At 72.7% G+C, this 15,857-nt stretch carries 13 protein-coding genes; 9 read left to right on the forward strand and 4 right to left on the reverse strand.

The features are described 5' to 3' along the window. A partial coding sequence (locus D452_RS0106945) for a serine/threonine-protein kinase (RefSeq protein ID WP_026129043.1) occupies positions 1–1,029 on the reverse strand: 1,029 nt, incomplete at its 3' end. A 296-nt stretch (positions 1,030–1,325) separates the two neighbouring features. Between D452_RS0106945 and D452_RS0106950 the strand changes: the two genes are divergently transcribed. From D452_RS0106950 to D452_RS0106960, 3 genes are all read left to right on the forward strand, one after another. Then, complete coding sequence (locus tag D452_RS0106950; protein WP_017543430.1) at positions 1,326–2,579, forward strand: cytochrome P450; 1,254 nt, start codon at positions 1,326–1,328, stop codon at positions 2,577–2,579. Between the two features lie 90 nt (positions 2,580–2,669). Continuing rightward, positions 2,670–3,725, forward strand: coding sequence for an endo-1,4-beta-xylanase (locus D452_RS0106955; RefSeq protein WP_275040716.1), 1,056 nt, complete (start codon positions 2,670–2,672; stop codon positions 3,723–3,725). A 78-nt stretch (positions 3,726–3,803) separates the two neighbouring features. Then, entirely contained in the window at positions 3,804–4,730 is a 927-nt protein-coding gene (locus D452_RS0106960) for an aminoglycoside phosphotransferase family protein (protein ID WP_017543431.1), read from the forward strand. A 222-nt stretch (positions 4,731–4,952) separates the two neighbouring features. Here D452_RS0106960 and D452_RS27840 read toward each other — a convergent pair whose 3' ends face one another. Continuing rightward, entirely contained in the window at positions 4,953–5,954 is a 1,002-nt protein-coding gene (locus tag D452_RS27840) for an AraC family transcriptional regulator (protein WP_051061260.1), read from the reverse strand. An 81-nt stretch (positions 5,955–6,035) separates the two neighbouring features. Here D452_RS27840 and D452_RS0106970 point away from each other — a divergent pair, with 81 nt between their 5' ends. Together D452_RS0106970 and D452_RS0106975 are read left to right on the forward strand one after the other, a co-directional pair. Beyond that, entirely contained in the window at positions 6,036–6,899 is an 864-nt protein-coding gene (locus D452_RS0106970) for an NAD(P)H-binding protein (protein WP_026129045.1), read from the forward strand. After that, the gene (locus D452_RS0106975) at positions 6,896–7,771 is read left to right on the forward strand and encodes an NAD(P)H-binding protein (RefSeq protein WP_017543434.1); all 876 of its coding nucleotides are present in this window, start codon (positions 6,896–6,898) and stop codon (positions 7,769–7,771) included. Before D452_RS0106970 ends, D452_RS0106975 begins: the two co-directional genes overlap by 4 nt. Before the next feature lie 84 nt (positions 7,772–7,855). Here the strand turns inward: D452_RS0106975 and D452_RS0106980 are convergent, their stop codons facing one another. Both D452_RS0106980 and D452_RS0106985 read right to left on the reverse strand, forming a co-directional pair. Next, positions 7,856–8,560 carry a pentapeptide repeat-containing protein gene (locus D452_RS0106980; RefSeq protein ID WP_017543435.1) on the reverse strand — a complete coding sequence of 235 codons (705 nt, stop codon included), beginning with the start codon at positions 8,558–8,560 and terminating at the stop codon, positions 7,856–7,858. A 51-nt stretch (positions 8,561–8,611) separates the two neighbouring features. Further along, entirely contained in the window at positions 8,612–10,195 is a 1,584-nt protein-coding gene (locus tag D452_RS0106985; protein ID WP_017543436.1) for a PucR family transcriptional regulator, read from the reverse strand. A gap of 293 nt (positions 10,196–10,488) precedes the next feature. On the opposite strand from D452_RS0106985, the gene D452_RS0106990 reads away from it, so the two are divergent. From D452_RS0106990 to D452_RS0107005, 4 genes are read left to right on the forward strand one after another with little or no spacing between them, the layout of a single operon-like run. Continuing rightward, on the forward strand, positions 10,489–11,358 hold the full coding sequence (locus tag D452_RS0106990) for an FAD binding domain-containing protein (protein ID WP_026129046.1): 870 nt from the start codon (positions 10,489–10,491) through the stop codon (positions 11,356–11,358). Beyond that, positions 11,349–11,855: a (2Fe-2S)-binding protein gene (locus tag D452_RS0106995; RefSeq protein ID WP_017543439.1), complete on the forward strand. Its 507-nt coding sequence runs from the start codon at positions 11,349–11,351 to the stop codon at positions 11,853–11,855. Before D452_RS0106990 ends, D452_RS0106995 begins: the two co-directional genes overlap by 10 nt. Further along, positions 11,852–13,210 carry an 8-oxoguanine deaminase gene (locus tag D452_RS0107000; RefSeq protein ID WP_017543440.1) on the forward strand — a complete coding sequence of 453 codons (1,359 nt, stop codon included), beginning with the start codon at positions 11,852–11,854 and terminating at the stop codon, positions 13,208–13,210. The genes D452_RS0106995 and D452_RS0107000 overlap by 4 nt, the downstream gene beginning before the upstream one ends. Next, positions 13,210–15,645, forward strand: coding sequence for a xanthine dehydrogenase family protein molybdopterin-binding subunit (locus tag D452_RS0107005; RefSeq protein WP_017543441.1), 2,436 nt, complete (start codon positions 13,210–13,212; stop codon positions 15,643–15,645). The genes D452_RS0107000 and D452_RS0107005 overlap by 1 nt, the downstream gene beginning before the upstream one ends. The last annotated feature ends 212 nt before the right edge of the window (positions 15,646–15,857 follow it).

Here is a 15,857-nt window from a genome sequence, read left to right on the forward strand (position 1 = left end):
CGGCGCCACCTGCGTGGACTGGTCGTCCCCGAAGGCGCCCGCCGCGGCGGCTCCGGCCACCGCTCCGGCCGCGCCGCCCAGCGCGGCGGCCCCGCCCGCGCCGAGGGCCTCGGTCCGCTGGTGGCCGCCGGTCGCGCCGGGATCGCCCGCCGAGGTCGCCAGGGCCTTGTTGACCTTGGCCACCTGCTCCTGCACGCCCATCATCACGGCCGGAGGAAGCCAGGAGGACCCGGCGTGCACGTCACCCAGGTAGTCGAGGATCTCGCCCGGCCCCGGCCGCCCCCGCACGTCCTTGGACAGACAGGCCGCGATCAGGTGGCGCAGCGACTCCGGGACGGCGGACAGGTCCGGCTCCCGGCTGATGATGCGCATGACCATCGTGGGCATGTTGCCCTCACCGAACGGCCCGGTCCCAGCCGCCGCGAAAGCCAGCACCGCGCCGTAGGCGAACAGGTCGCTGGCGGGGGTGAGCTCGGAGCCCTGCACCTGCTCGGGGCTCATGAACCCCGGCGTGCCGATCACCGACTGGGTCGCGGCGGTGCCGTCGGTGGCCCGCGCGATACCGAAGTCGATCACCCGGGGCCCGTCCTCCGACAGGAGCACGTTGCCGGGCTTGAGATCGCGGTGGATCAGCCCGACCCGGTGGATCTCCGCCAGCGCCTCGGCCAGGCCCGCCGCCAGGACCCGCACGCTCGCCTCGGGCAGCGGGCCGTGGGCCTGCACCGCCTCGTCCAGGGGAAGCGAGGGCACGTAGGAGGTCACCAGCCATGGCACCTCGTCGTCGGGCCCGGCGTCGATGACCGGGGCGGTGAACGCCCCGCTGACCTGACGCGCCGCAGTGACCTCGCGGGCGAACCTCTGCCGGAAGGAGGGGTCGCTGGCCAGGTGCGGGTGGATGCGCTTGATCGCGACCGCTCGGCCGCCGGCCGAGCGCCCGAAGAACACCTGACCCATGCCACCGGCGCCCAGGCGACCGATCAGCCGGTACCGACCGACCCGCTCCGGATCAGAGTTCTCTAGCGGCCCCAACGTCCTCAACCTCCGGCTCTGCGGCGTCTTCCTACCGAACGGGGCCCCAGTCTAGGCCTTGGCCACCCCCTCCGGACCACCGTCACGATGTGTGATCCGCCCCGGTGCCCCGGGGTTCGCGCGAACCCGCAGGAGGAAGCCGGGGAACTCTCGTGGACAACGACGCGAACGGAAGGAACGAGCGGTCCCCGGGGCGCGGTTCCCACCTGGCCACAGACGGCCAACTCCCGCGTTCGCCCCGGGTACGGGGGCCGGGAGGCCTAGGCTCGGAGGGTCACCGAGAGGAGCCATCAAGCATGCGGACACTCGACACCCTCCGTATCGACGCCCAGCTCCGTCTGGCCCACGGCGTGTCGTGGCTCACGGCGCAGCGCGGCGACCACCCCAGCCGCCTCCTGCACTGGCCCTGGCGGCAGAACCCCTACCCGACCTACCGCAGGATGCGTGAGGAGGGCCCGGTGGTTGCCAGCAGGCTCCAGTTCAGGGCCGCCACCACCCGGGCCGCCGTGGACGAGATCCTGCGCTCGCGCGACTTCGGCGTGGAGCCGCCCGAGGGCGTCGAGGTCCCCGAGCAGTACCGCGCCGTCGACCTGTCCTTCCTCCAACGGGACCCGCCGGACCACACCCGGCTGCGCAAGCTCGCCCGCCCGGCGTTCAGCCCGCGCCGCATGACCGAGTACCGCGCCGAGATCGAGAAGATCACCGCCGACCTCCTCGACGGGGTCCTGGCCCGCGACGGGTTCGACCTCATGCGCGACTTCGCCCAGCCCCTGCCCATCAAGGTGATCAGCCGCCTGCTGGGCGTCCCCGAGCGCGACGACGCCGACTTCGTGCGGATCGGCTACGTGATCGGCGGGGCACTCGACGGGGCCAGCTCGGCGCGTCACCTGCGGGAGATCCAGGACGCGACGGCAGAATTGGACCAGTTGTTCGCGCGTCTGATGGCCGACCGCCGAGCCGAACCACGCGAGGACGTGGTCTCCACCCTGGTCGCGCAGACCGACGACGGGGAGCTGACCGCCGCCGAACTGAGCGCGATGTGCCGTCTGCTGCTGGTGGCCGGGTTCGAGACCACGGTGAACCTGATCGGGAACGGGGTGATGGCGCTGCTGCGCCACCGGGAACAGTGGGAGCGGCTGGTCGCCGATCCCGGACTGGCCACCGGCGCCGTCGAGGAGGTCCTGCGCTTCGACTCGCCCGTCCAGCTCACCGGACGCTGGTCCCGGACGGACACCGAGGTCCAGGGGGTCCCGGTACGGGCCGGTCAGCAGGTCATGTGCCTGATCGGATCGGCCAACCGGGACCCGGGGCACTTCACCGCCCCCGACCGGTTCGACATCACCCGGGCCGACGCCGGTGAGCACCTGTCCTTCTCCGGCGGGGCCCACTACTGTCTGGGCGCTCCCCTGGCCCGCTTGGAGGGCGAGATCGCGCTGCGCGCGCTGGCGGAGCGGGCCCCCGGGCTGCGGCCCACCGCGATGCCCACCCGGCGGGGCACGCTGACCGTGCGGGCCCTGTCCGCGTTCCCGGTGTCCGCCGGGGGCCGGTAGAGGGTGGGAGCCGACGGGGTACGGGGGGCCGTCCGGAACGGCTGGCGTTCGGCCACGCGCGGAAGGGGTGTCCTGCTTTCGGCGGGAGCGGTGTGCGTGGTCGTCTTCCTGGTGGTGGCGGTGCTGGCGTTGGTCCTCCCCGGACCGGGCCAGGAGCCGTCGAGTGAACTCCCGGCCCTGGCGGGGTCGCACGGGATCGAGCTGGGTGTGGCCGTGGCCGTGAACCCGCTGACCCACGAAACCGAGTACCGGGACGTGGTGACCGACCACTACACCTCGGTGACGGCGGAGAACACCATGAAGTGGCAGTACGTCCAACCCGAGCGCGGCTCCTTCGACTGGAGCGGACCGGACGCGGTGGTGGGCTTCGCCGAGGACCACGGGCTGTCGGTGCGCGGGCACACGCTGCTGTGGCACAACCAGCTGCCGGCCTGGCTGGCGCAGGGGTCCTTCGACCCCGACGAGCTGCGCGAGGTGATGCGAGAGCACTTCGGCGCGGTGATGGGCCGCTACCAGGGGCGGGTCGCCTCATGGGACGTGGTCAACGAACCCTTCGAGGACGGTTCCCCACGGCTGCGCGAGAACCTCTGGTACCAGACCCTGGGCGAGGACTACGTCGCCGAGGCGCTGCGGGCTGCGCACGACGCCGACCCTGGGGCGAAGCTCTACATCAACGAGTTCGGAGTGGAGGGCAGCGGCGCGAAGGCCGACGCCCTGTACGAGCTCGCCTCGGACCTGCTGGACCAGGGCGTGCCGCTGCACGGGATCGGGTTCCAGGGCCACTTCGTGCACGGGAACGTGCCCGAGGACCTGGCCGAGAACATGCGGCGCTTCGCCGACCTGGGCCTGGACGTGAAGATCAGCGAACTGGACGTGCGCATCCCCGAACCGGCCAGCGACGAGCACCTCTCGGCCCAGGCCGACGAGTACCGGCACGTCCTGGAGTCCTGCCTGGCGGTGTCACGGTGCGTGGGCGTGACCGTGTGGGGGGTGAGCGACGCGCACTCGTGGATCCCCGAGTGGTTCCCGGGGTACACGGCCGCGCTTCCCTTCGACGACGACCACGCTCCCAAACCCGCGCTGGCCGGTATGGTCGAGGCCCTCCGCCGGGGCCGACGGGCCCATGGACGGGTCCCGGGAAGGTAACGGTGTTCGGTACGCGTTAGGCACGTGCCCCGCCGACACTCCTTCGTCACGACCCGACGACGAAGGACCAAGGAAACCATGGACGAGACCACTCCCCCGATCCCCGTTCCGCCAGCGCTCGCCGCGACGCTCGACCGGTTCTTCGGCCCCGCTTGGGCCCGGGACCTGCCCCGGTTGGCCGCCCGCCAGTGCGACCGGTGGGGCCTACGGCCCACGGGGGCTCCCATGCACGGCGCCGTGGCGCTCGTCGTCCCGGTGGAGCGGGCGGACGGTTCCCCGGCCGTGCTCAAGGTGCAGCCGGTGGACGAGGAGACCGAGGGTGAACCCGTGGCACTGCGCGCCTGGAACGGTGACGGCGCGGTGCGGCTGTTGGACCACGACCCCGGCACGGGGGCGATGCTGCTGGAGGCCCTGGACCCCGCACGGCGGCTGGACTACGTACCCCTGAACGAGGCGCTGGAGGTGATCGGCTCCCTGCTGGGCCGACTCGGCGCCCGACCCGGGCCGCCCGGGATGCGCGACCTGGGGACCATGGCGCTGCGCATGGCGCGCAACGCCGAAGCCGTGGTCGGCTCCGAGCGGGTGCAGGCCCGGACCCGTGCGCGCCTGGGACGGTGGGCGGGGCTCGCCCGAGAACTGGCCACCGAGCCCGGCGACCGGCTGCTCCACTGGGACCTGCACTACGGGAACGTGCTGGCACCGCTGCCCGGTTCGGATCGGAGGCCGTGGCTGGCCATCGACCCCAAACCGCTGGTGGGCGACGCGGGATTCGAGCTGCTGCCCGCGCTGCGCAACCGGTGGGAGGAGGCAGAGGCCACCGGCGACGCGGTCCGGGAGACCCGGCGCCGCTTCGACCTGCTGACCGAGGTGGCGGGGCTGGACCGCGAGCGGGCCCGCGCCTGGACGCTGGTGCGGGTCCTGGAGGACAGCCTCTGGGAGATCGAGGGCGGCGCGGCGGAGATGTCCGGGTTCCAGGCCGCGGTGGCGCGGGCCCTGGACACCTGACCTGGCAGGGGTCGCGGCTGCCCCGGACGTCCGGTCCCACTCGGGAACTGCCTCGGGAACCGCGCTGCCGGGGCCACAGCCCCTCCAAGGGCGTAAAGGACCTGGTCCCGACCGAGTTCGCGCCTGCTGGCGAACTCGACCCCCTGGGCCACCGGGCAGAGGGCCTCGACGCCCTCGGTGAACCGCGAGACGGTGTTCGGATCGTGGTGATCGTCGACCGCCTCAGCCGCCCGGGACGGGGGCGGCGCCCACCAGGTCCTCCTTACCCCTCGGCGCAGGCCGCTGCGCGCCCGACGCGGCCCGGCGGTGTTCGGTGGGCGTGGTGCCGCGCAGCCGCTTGAAGGCCGCGCTCAGGGCGAAGGCGTTGGAGTAGCCGACCCTGCGCGCGATCGCCTCCACGGTGGTGTCGGACTCACGGAGCAGGTCGGCGGCCCGCCCCACCCGCCAGTCGGCCAGGTAGGTCATGGGCGGGACCCCCACCAGCGCGCGGAAGTCGCGGGCCAGGGTGGCACGGGAGACCCCGCAGTGTTCGGCCAGCAGGGCCACGGTCCAGGGGCCGTCCGGGCGGTTGTGCATCAGGCGCAGCGCCTGGCCCACCACCGGGTCGTCCATCGCGGTGTACCAGGCGGGTGGACGGGCCCCGGGGCGGTCGAACCAGGCGCGCAGCATGGTGATCAGGGCCAGGTCCAGCAGGCGGTCCAGGACCAGTTGCTGGCCGGGGGCCGGGCAGTCGATCTCGGCGGTGATCAGGTCGCGGAGCCAGTCGTGGCACTCGTCGCCCGGGACGACCAGGACGGGCGGCAGCGCGGAGACCAGACGCTGACTGAGGTCACCGGCGACCTCGTAGTAGCCGCTGAGCAGGAGGTCCGAGGAGTCCGGGGACTCGCCGTAGGTACGCAGCCCCTGGCTGGCCTCCTCGGGCAGGGCGGCGCCGTCCGGCCCCAGGCAGGTGTCGCGGTCCAGGACCGTACAGGTCACCGGTGCTGTGGCGGGGTGGGCGACGGTGTGCGGACCGGGAGCGCGCAGGATGGCGGTGTCCCCGGCGGCCAGCGCGAGAGGCTCGCCGTCCTCCGGGACGATCCAGGCCCGTCCGCGCACCATGGTGACCAGTGTGAGCGGTGAGCTGTGGGCGAACCGCACGGCCCAGGGCGGGTTCATGACCGACCTGCTGAAGAGCGCCCCTCGGGCGCGGACCCCGTCCAGAAGGTCCGAAAGTGCATCCATGCCGCCAGCGTAGACGATGGGATATCCGATTGAGCTTCTGGGCCATGGATCGTCTCAGACTGTCGGGGTTGAATCATGGTCATGACAGAGCACACGACACAACGGACGACACGTCCGGTCCTGGTGACCGGAGCGACGGGGATGACCGGCAGCCGGGTCCTGGCCCAGCTGAGGGAACGGGGCGTGGCGGTGCGGGCGGCCTCCCGTTCCTCCGAGTGGCGGTTCGACTGGAACGACCCGACCACCTGGGACCGGGTCCTGGACGGCGCAGGGGCCGTGTACCTGGTGCAGAACGACGAGGACCCGCGGATCCCGGAGTTCGTGGGGCGAGCCGTGGCACTCGGGGTGGAGCGGATCGTCCAACTGTCGGCGCGCGGCGTCGACGGCCCCGCGTACCCCGAGAGCGGGGACGAGTCCCCCGCGCACCTGGTGGCGGAGCGGGCGGTGCGGGCCAGCGGCCTGGAGTGGACGATCCTGCGTCCGAACTGGTTCTCCCAGAACTTCAGCGAGGGGCTGCTGTCGGACGGGGTGCGCTCCGGGGTGCTGCGGCTGCCCACCGCTGACGGGGCGACCACCTGGATCGACACCGAGGACATCGGTGCCGTCGCGGTGGCGGCCCTCACCGAGCCGGGCCACCACGGACGTACCTACGAACTGGGCGGCCCCGCGGCGCTGAACCTGTCGGAGGCCGCGGCCGAGATCTCCGGGGCGCTGGGCCGCACGATCCGCTACGAGCCGGTGTCCGAGGAGGAGTACTCGCGCGGCCTCGTGGCGCAGGGCTGGTCCGAGGCGGGGGTCGAGGAGATGACCGTGGCGCTCTCGGCGATCCGGCGCGGCCTGGAATCCACGTACGTCTCCGGCGTTCGGGAGGCTCTGGGGCGTGAACCGCGCGGCTTCTCGGACTACGTGGCCCGCACCTTCCACGAGGGCTGGGGGGTCTCGTGACGCGCTCCGTCCAGGGGACGGGGGAACCGGTGCTGGTGCTCGGGGCGACCGGGATGACCGGTTCCCGGGTGGCGCGGCGTCTGCGGGAGCGTGGTCTGGAGGTGCGGTCGGCCTCGCGCTCCTCCCCGTGGACCTTCGACTGGCGGGACCCCTCCACCTGGGACCGCGTCCTGACCGGGACCCGGGCGGTGTACGTGGTGCAGTTCGACCCCCAACCGCTCACCCCGCCCTTCGTGGAGCGCGCGGTGGCGCACGGTCTGGAGAGGATCGTGCTGCTGTCCGGGCGGGGGGTCGACAACCGCGACTACTTCCCTGAGGCTTTCGAGTCCGACGCGAACTTCGTCCCCACCCACCTGGTCGGCGAGGAGGCGGTGCGCGGGAGCGGTCTGGAGTGGACGATCCTGCGGCCCGGGTGGTTCTCCCAGAACCTCAGCGAGGGGTTCCTGGGCCAGGAGGTGCGGTCGGGCCGGATGCGCCTGCCCACCGGGGACGGGGCGGCCACCTGGATCGACGCCGAGGACATCGCCGCCGTGGCGGTGGCGGCGCTCACCGAGGAGGGGCACCACGGGCGCACCTACGAGCTCTCCGGGTCACGGGCGCTCGACCTGACCGAGGTGGCCCGGGAGATCTCGCACGGCCTGGGCCGCGAGGTCACCCACACGCCCGTGACGGTCGAGGAGTTCGTGTCCGAACACGTGGCTCGGGGGTGGTCGGAGGAGGAGGCCCGCGACCTGGCCTCGGCCCTCTCCCCCATCCCCCTGGGCAAGGACACCTACGTCTCGCCCGGTGTCGGTGAGGCGCTGGGACGCAAGCCGCGGTCCTTCGAGGAGTTCGTGAGGGACGCGGTGGACTCCGGGGTGTGGGAGCGGTGAGACGACGCCGCACCTTTACGTAGTAGATTCACACCGCCGCGCCCCGCACAGCCACTGCTGTGCGGGGCGCGGCCCGCCCTGTGCCTAGTCGGTGACGGTGATGCCCAGCGAGCCCAGGATCATCCCGGCCTGGGCGGGACCGATGGTGGCGCCCCGCAGGAATCCGGCCTGCTGGAGCTCCAGCTCCCCCAGGTCCACCCCGCGCAGGTCCGCACCGGTGAACCGGGCGTTGACCAGGTTGGCCCCGCGCAGCCGCGACTCCACCCACACCGTCTCGCGCAGGTCGGCCGAGGCCAGGTCCGCCTCGTCCAGGCGCAGCCCCTCCAGGGTCTGGCCGCGCAGGACCAACCCCTTGCACCGGGCCAGCATCAGGTTGCACTGGGCGAAGGAGTAACCGATCCCCCGGAGCGAGTTGAGCCCCGCACCGGTCAGCCTGCACCCGGTGAAGACGGTGTCGGTGAGCAGCGCGCCCTGCCAGCGGGTGTTGGCCAGGTCCGTGCGCTCGAAGCGGGTGTCCGTGCACTCGGTGTTCGCGAAGGAGGCGCCCGGGGCCCCTCCCCCGGTGAACACCGCCCCCTCCAGGACCGCACGGTCCAGGCGGGCCCCGTCCAGGCGGCAGTCGACGAACCGCGCGTCCACCAGGTCGGCGTCGCGCAGGTCGGCCCCGCTGAGGTCGCAGCGGGTCAGGACGCGCGGGGCGCCCGGGTCCTTGGACAGGGCGTCGCGCAGGTCGAGTTCGGACAGGTCGGCGTCGGTGGTCTCGGACTGCCCGAGAAGGTCGGTGCTCACGCTCCGGACTCTAACGTTCACCACCGACGACGCAGGCCCGTATCGGGGGCCTCAGTCCCGCAGTTTGAGTGCCAGGAACAGGTCGACCCGGTGCTCCAGACTGCTGAGGTCGCGGCCGGTGAGCTCCTCGACCCGGCCGATCCGGTAGCGCAGGGTGTTGACGTGGACGTGCATGAAGGCGGCGCAGCGCTGCCAGGAACCCGAGTGGGCCAGGAACTGTTCCAGGGTGTCCACGAGCTCGGACCTGTGGTCGCGGTCGTACTCCAGCAGCGGACCCAGAAGGCGCTCGCGGTAGGAGGTCTGCACCTCCTCGGGCACCGAGGCCAGCAGGAGTTCGTGTGAGTCGATCTCGGCCCCGGCGATCACGCGGGAACGCCCGCCCCGCAGCTCCGCCAGGCGGCGGGCGTGGCGGGCCTCCACGGCGGCGCCGCGCAGCTCGGCCACGCCTCGGGAGGCCGAGCTCAGCCCCACGGCCAGCCGGTAGTCCAGCAGCCCTCCGTCCAGGACGCGGGCCCGGTGGACCAGTTCGGCGCGGATGGCCTCGGCCCTGGCACGGGCCTGCTCCTCAGGGCCCTCCACGGGGATCACGGCGAGCGCGTCGTTGTCCCCGGTGACCACGGCGCCGGGGTGGTCGGCCACGAGTTCGGCGACCACGCGGCGCGCCAGGTCGGGCACGCGCGGTTCGGGGAGCATCATGGCACTGGCCACGACGTGCACGCGGTCCTCGGGCTCGGGGGCCCTCTCCTCACCGGTGCCGCGCATCAGGGCGGTGACCTCGTCGAAGCGCTGGGCCGCGAGGAGCCGTGGCAGCCCCTCGAGGTGCCGCGCGGTCGTCAGGGAGCGCTCCTCGTCGCGGCTGCGGGCCAGGACGCTGACGGAGACGAGTTCGGCGACCGCCTCGTGTTCCTCCTCGCTCCAGGACTCGTGGTCGCCGGTACACACGAGCAGCCAGTTGGAGAGCGGGTGCGACTCCTTGGTCCGGATGGGGACGACCGTCAGGGCCCGGCCCTGCCCGCCCGCGGAGCCCCGGGTGGTGTGCGGGAAGGACGACCAGGTCAGGGCCTTGGCGGCGAGGTCCTCGCGTTCCTCGGATGTCAGGGCCCCACCGGAGGAGGCGACCTGGCGACCGCTCGCGGAGACCACCCAGGCGGTGACCCCGGCCTGTCGGGCGGCGGACGCGAAGGCGTCGGGGAAGTCGGCGCCCGAGGCGACCTCGGCCATCAGGCGGCGCTGGCGGTCCCGGGTCTCCGCGATCGTCGTGAAGCGGCGCTGGGTGAGGGAGCGCAGCACCTCCTCGGTGACCACGCCGAAGGAGGTCTCCGGGGGGATCTCCACGAGGGGGACGTCGTGGGCCGCGCAGGCGGCGACCAGGTCGTCGGGAACCTCGCCCAGGGCGGTGCCCGCCCCGACGGCCAGGGCCCCGGCGCCGACCACAGAGGCCACGAAGGTCTCGGAGTCCTCGGGGCGGGTCCGCCACATCATGCCGGTGAGGACGAGTTCCCCGCCGCGCAGGTAGCGGGCGGGTTCGAGCAGGTCAGTGGTGTAGGCCCAGCGGATGTCGCGGTGGGCGTGCTCGGCACCCGCCAGGAACCGCAGGTGCAGTCGCCTGACGGCGAGCAGCTCACTGATCTGCATGGGCTTCCCTCTGTCGGTCGGGTGGGGCGGCTTCCCCGGATGGTGGCTTCGTATCAGGACAGTGTGCCCCCGAACCAGGGCGTTCGACGACATCACCGGCGGTTCCGGGGCGTGACTCCGACACTGCTTGTAGGAAACGCCCAACTCCGCCCGTTCGTTCCGCGGACACTTCATGTCATCGACGGCTGGTCGGGCGCCCGAGCAGGGTGTTCTACTTCACAGCATCGCCCACCAAGGAGAGGTCGCGACAGAATCGACGCGACCGGACCGCACTGCGCAGGACGAGGACGAGCATGGAATTCCTGAGGCCATCCACGCTGGTGGAGGCCCTAGAGGCCAGGAGCGCCCACCCCGACGGCGTGCCCATCATGGGCGGCACCGACGTGATGGTGGAGCTGAACTTCGACAAGCGCCGCCCCTCGGCGCTGATCGACCTGACCCGGGTCCCCGAGCTGACCGAGTGGGGGGTGGACGGCGACCGCACGCGCCTTGGCGCCGGGGTTCCCTACACCCGGATCATCGAGCACCTGTCGGGCCGGGCGCCCGCGCTGGCCAAGGCCTCGCGGTCGGTGGCCTCCCCCCAGATCCGCAACCGGGGCACGGTCGGCGGCAACCTGGGCGGGGCCTCCCCCGCCGGGGAGGCGCACCCGCCTCTGCTGGCCACCGACGCCGAGATCGAGCTCGCCTCGGTGCGGGGCACGCGCCGGGTCCGGGCCCGCGACTTCTACCTGTCGTTCCGCACGACCGCACTGCGTCCGGACGAGCTGATCACCGCGGTCCTGCTGCCCGAGGCCGCCGGACCGCAGCAGTTCGCCAAGATCGGTACCCGCAACGCCATGGTGATCGCGGTGACCTCCTTCAGCCTGGCGCTGGACTCCGAGCGGCGGGCCGTGGGCACGGGGATCGGCTCGGCCGGACCGACGCCGCTGCGTTCGGAGGCGGCCGAGGAGTTCCTGGAGGGTGAGTTCGACTGGGAGGACGGCCGTCCCCTCTCGGAGGCCGTGGTGCGCCGCTTCGGTGAGCTCGTGGCCTCGGCCTCCCGTCCCATCGACGACCAGCGGGGCACCGCCGAGTACCGCAGGCACGCCCTCTCCGTCATGGCGCGCCGCGCGCTGAGCTGGTCCGTCACCGACTACCGGAAGGGGTCCGCGCGATGCGCGTGAATCTGAACGTCAACGGTGAGGACGTCACCGCCGACAACGTGTGGCCGGGCGAGAGCCTGCTGTACGTGCTGCGTGAGCGCCTGGGTCTGCCGGGCAGCAAGAACGCCTGCGAACAGGGCGAGTGTGGCTCGTGCACCGTCTACTTCGACGGTGTGACCGCGTGTTCGTGCATGATCGCCGCCGGGCAGGCCGAGGGGCGCGAGGTGCGCACCGTCGAGGGTCTGGCCGAGGGGACGGGCAAGGGCGGCGACCGGACCCTGGGCGTGGTCCAGGAGGCGTTCGTGGAGGCGGGCGCCGTCCAGTGCGGTTTCTGCACGCCGGGTCTGCTGGTGCAGACCGACGACCTGCTGGAGCGCACGGTGGGCGCTCCCGGGGACGCCGAGATCCGCGAGGCGCTGGCGGGCAACCTGTGCCGCTGCACCGGGTACGAGAAGATCATCGACGCCGTGCACCTCGCGGCCGGGCGTCGTGCCGAGGAAGCGGGGAGCGGCTCATGAGCCGGACCGTGGTCATCGAGGGCGCCCACGTCGTCACCGTGGACGGCGCCGAGTACGCCGACGGGCACGTGGTGTCCCGGGACGGAGTGATCACCGCTGTGGGCGCGGGACCGGCCCCCCGGGTGGAGGGGGAGGTCGAGCGGATCGACGGGCGCGGCTGCATGGCCACGCCGGGTCTGGTCAACACCCACAACCACCTGTACCAGTGGGCCACCCAGGGCCTGTTCGCGGACGGCACACTCTTCGAGTGGCTGGTGGGCTCCTACGAGATCTGGCACCGGCTGGACGCCGACGTGGTCTCGGGGACGACCTCCGCCGGTCTGGCCCACCTGGCGCTGTCGGGGTGCACCACCGCCTCCGACCACCACTACATCTACCCGGCGGGGCGCGGTGACATCGTCGCCGCCGAGGTGGAGGCCGCCCGTGAGGTGGGCGTGCGCCTGGACCTGGCGCGCGGTTCGATGGACCGGGGGCACAGCCAGGGCGGCCTGCCCCCGGACAGCGTGGTGGAGACCCTGGAGGGAGCCCTGGCCGGTACGGCCGCGGCGATCGACGCCCACCACGACGTCTCCGCCTCGTCCATGACGCGGATCGCGGTGGCGCCGTGTTCCCCGTTCTCGGTCTCCCGGGAGCTGATGACCGGCGCCGCCGAGCTGGCCCGGGACCGGGGCGTGCGCCTGCACACCCATCTCGCCGAGACCCTCGACGAGGAGGAGCAGTGCCTGGCCGAGTTCGGGTGCACCCCCGTGGAGTACGCCGAGAAGCTCGGCTGGCTGGGCGAGGACGTGTGGTTCGCGCACGCCGTGCACCTGTCGGACGCGGCGATCGGCCGGATCGCGGCCACCGGGACCGGTGTCGCGCACTGCCCGACCTCCAACGCCCGTCTGGGCGCCGGTATCTGCCGGGTTCCGGAGTTGCTGGAGGCCGGGGCGAAGGTGGGCCTGGGCGTGGACGGCCCGGCGTCCAGCGAGCTGACGGGGCTGGCCGGTGAGATGCACCAGGCCCTGCTGATGGCCCGTGCCCGCAAGGGGCCCCAGGCGCTGACGGCGCGCCAGTCCCTGGAGCTGGCCACCCTGGGCGGCGCCCGGGTGCTGGGCCGTGACGCGGAGCTGGGCTCGCTGACTGTCGGCAAGCAGGCCGACGTCGCCCTGTGGCGGGTGGACGGGTTCGGCCACGACGTGATCGACGACCCGGTGGTGGCGCTGACCTTCGGCCCCGTCCCTCCCCTGGAACGGCTCCTGGTCGGCGGGGACACCGTCGTCGACCGCGGTGAGCTGCGCACCCTGTCCGCCGAGACCGCCGCCGCGCGGGGTCGTGCGGCGCACCGATCCCTCATGCAGGAGGCGAACCGCTGATGAAGGCGACGACCAAGACCGTGACCACGGACCTGTCCAGCACCACGAAGGACGGCCTGGGCGCCAGCCCCCGCCGACCCGACGGCACGCTGAAGGTCACCGGAGAGTTCGCCTACTCCTCGGACCTGTGGATGGAGGGCATGCTGTGGGGCGCGACCCTGCGCAGCCCGCACCCGCACGCCCGCATCCTGGGCATCGACGTCACCGAGGCCCTGCGGCTGCCGGGTGTGGAGGCGGTGCTCACCCACGAGGACGTGCCCGGCGCCAAGCGCTACGGCCTGGAGTACCAGGACCAGCCGGTGCTCGCCTTCGACAAGGTGCGCTACAAGGGCGAGGCGGTGGCCGTGGTGGCCGCCGACCACCCCGAGACGGCGCGCCGGGCCATGGAGCGCGTCCGGGTGGACTACGAGGTGCTGCCCCCGGTGAGCGACTCGGTGCGGGCCGCCCACGACCCCGAGTACCCGCTCGTGCACGAGGAGGGCACCCTCCCGGTCCACGAGGAGTACCGCCAGAGCGGCAACCGGGTGCGCCACCAGCCCATCCGCAGCGGCGACTTCGCCGCGGCCGCGGAGTCGGAGGAGGAGCGGCTCCGGGTCCTGGAGCGCCTGCGCGCCGAAGCCGACGCGGTCGTGGAGACCGAGTACGAGGTGGGCATGCAGGACCAGGCCTTCCTCGGCCCGGAGTCCGGCATGGCGGTGCCCGCCGAGGACGGCGGCGTGGACCTGTACGTGGCCACGCAGTGGCTGCACGTGGACCAGAAGCAGATCGCTCCGGCCCTGGGTCTGCCCCAGGACAAGGTACGGCTCACACTGGCCGGCGTGGGCGGCGCCTTCGGTGCCCGCGAGGACCTGTCCATGCAGATCCACGCGGCCATGCTGGCGCTGCGCACCGGCAAGCCCGTGAAGTTCGTGTACAACCGCGAGGAGTCCTTCTACGGCCACGTCCACCGGCACCCGGCCAAGATGCGCTTCGAGCACGGGGCCAGGGCCGACGGGACGCTCGTGTACGCCACTCTGGAGATCATCGTGGACGGCGGCGCGTACGCGTCGGCGACCCCCGCGGTGGTGGGTGTGGCCTCCTCGCTGGGCATCGGCCCCTACGAGGTCCCGCACGTGATGGTGGACGCCTACGGCGTGTACACCACCAACCCGCCGTGCGGTGCCATGCGCGGGTTCGGCGCGGTGCAGGCCTGCTTCGGCTACGAGTCGCAGATGGACAAGCTCGCGTCGGAGCTGGGCATGCACCCGGTGGCGCTGCGGGTCAAGAACGCGATGGCGCAGGGCTCCCGGATCATCACCGGCCAGGAGATCGACATGCCACTGCCCATGGTGGAGATGCTGGAGCGCGCCCGCGACCTGCCGATGCCGGTGGAGCGGACCGCGTTGGAGGACCCCTCCGACCAGCGCACCCTTCCGGGCGGCGTGGCCGGGACCACGCGCGGCGAGGGTGTGGTGCGCGGCGTGGGGTACGGGGTCGGTCTGAAGAACCTGTGCTTCTCGGAGGGCTTCGACGACTACTCCACGGCGCGGGTGCGCATGGAGATCGTGGGCGGTGAGCCGGTGGTGCTGGTGCACACGGCCGCCGCCGAGGTCGGCCAGGGGCTGGTGACGATCAAGGGACAGATCGCCCGGACCGAGCTGGGGGTGGAGAGGGTGGCGATCGCCCCCTCCGACACCCAGGTGGGTTCGGCGGGTTCGTCCTCGGCCTCCCGGCAGTCGTACATGACCGGCGGCGCGGTGAAGGTGGCCTGCGAGGCGGTCCGGGAGTCCGTGTTCGCGCTGGCCCGTGAGCGCGGGATCGTTCCGTCTGAGGCGGCCGACGCGGAGCTGTCGCTGGTCGGTGGCAAGGTCGTCTCGGAGAGCGCCGGGGTCCTGGTGTCCCTGGCCGACCTCCTGGGCGAGTCCGCCAGCGGAGGGACGGTCGTGGAGGAGACCCGCGAGCACCACCACCGGCCCACCGAGGTGCTCGACCCGACCCTGGGGCAGGGGGCCTCGCACACGCAGTTCGGAATGTGCGTGCACCGTGCCGTGGTGGACGTGGACGTCGATCTGGGCCTGGTGAAGGTGGTGGCCCTGGATGCGGTCCAGGACGTGGGCAAGGTGCTCCACCCGCAGCAGCTGGCCGGTCAGATCCAGGGCGGCTCCGCCCAGGGGCTGGGGTTGGCGCTGACGGAGGAGATCCAGGTCAAGGACAGCGAGATCCGCAACCCGTCCTTCACCGACTACCTCATCCCGACCATCCTGGACATGCCGCCGATGCGCATCGACGTGCTGGAGCACCCGGACCCGCACGCCCCCTACGGACTGCGCGGGGCGGGCGAGCCGCCGACGCTGTCGTCGACTCCCGCGATCGTGGCCGCCGTGCGTGCCGCCACCGGGCGTCCGCTGACGCACGCGCCGGTGCGCCCGGAGGACATCGTCGGCATCGAGCTGTGACCCGTGGCCGCCGCGCCCGGCGGCCGCCTCGGGCGGGGTGACCCCGTCGCCCCGCCCCCTCAGTCGCCCGCCCCGGATCTCCGACGCCCTCGGCCCCGGGGCGGGTCGTCAGGAAGGAAACGACCTGACACCACCCAAGGTTGACTACACGATGTAGCAAACCCCCCACCCATGGTGCTACCCACCGTGCTCATATCCCTCCAGGAGGGGAC

The organism is Nocardiopsis prasina DSM 43845 (genome assembly GCF_000341265.1).
GTDB classification, from domain to species: Bacteria; Actinomycetota; Actinomycetes; order Streptosporangiales; family Streptosporangiaceae; genus Nocardiopsis; species Nocardiopsis prasina.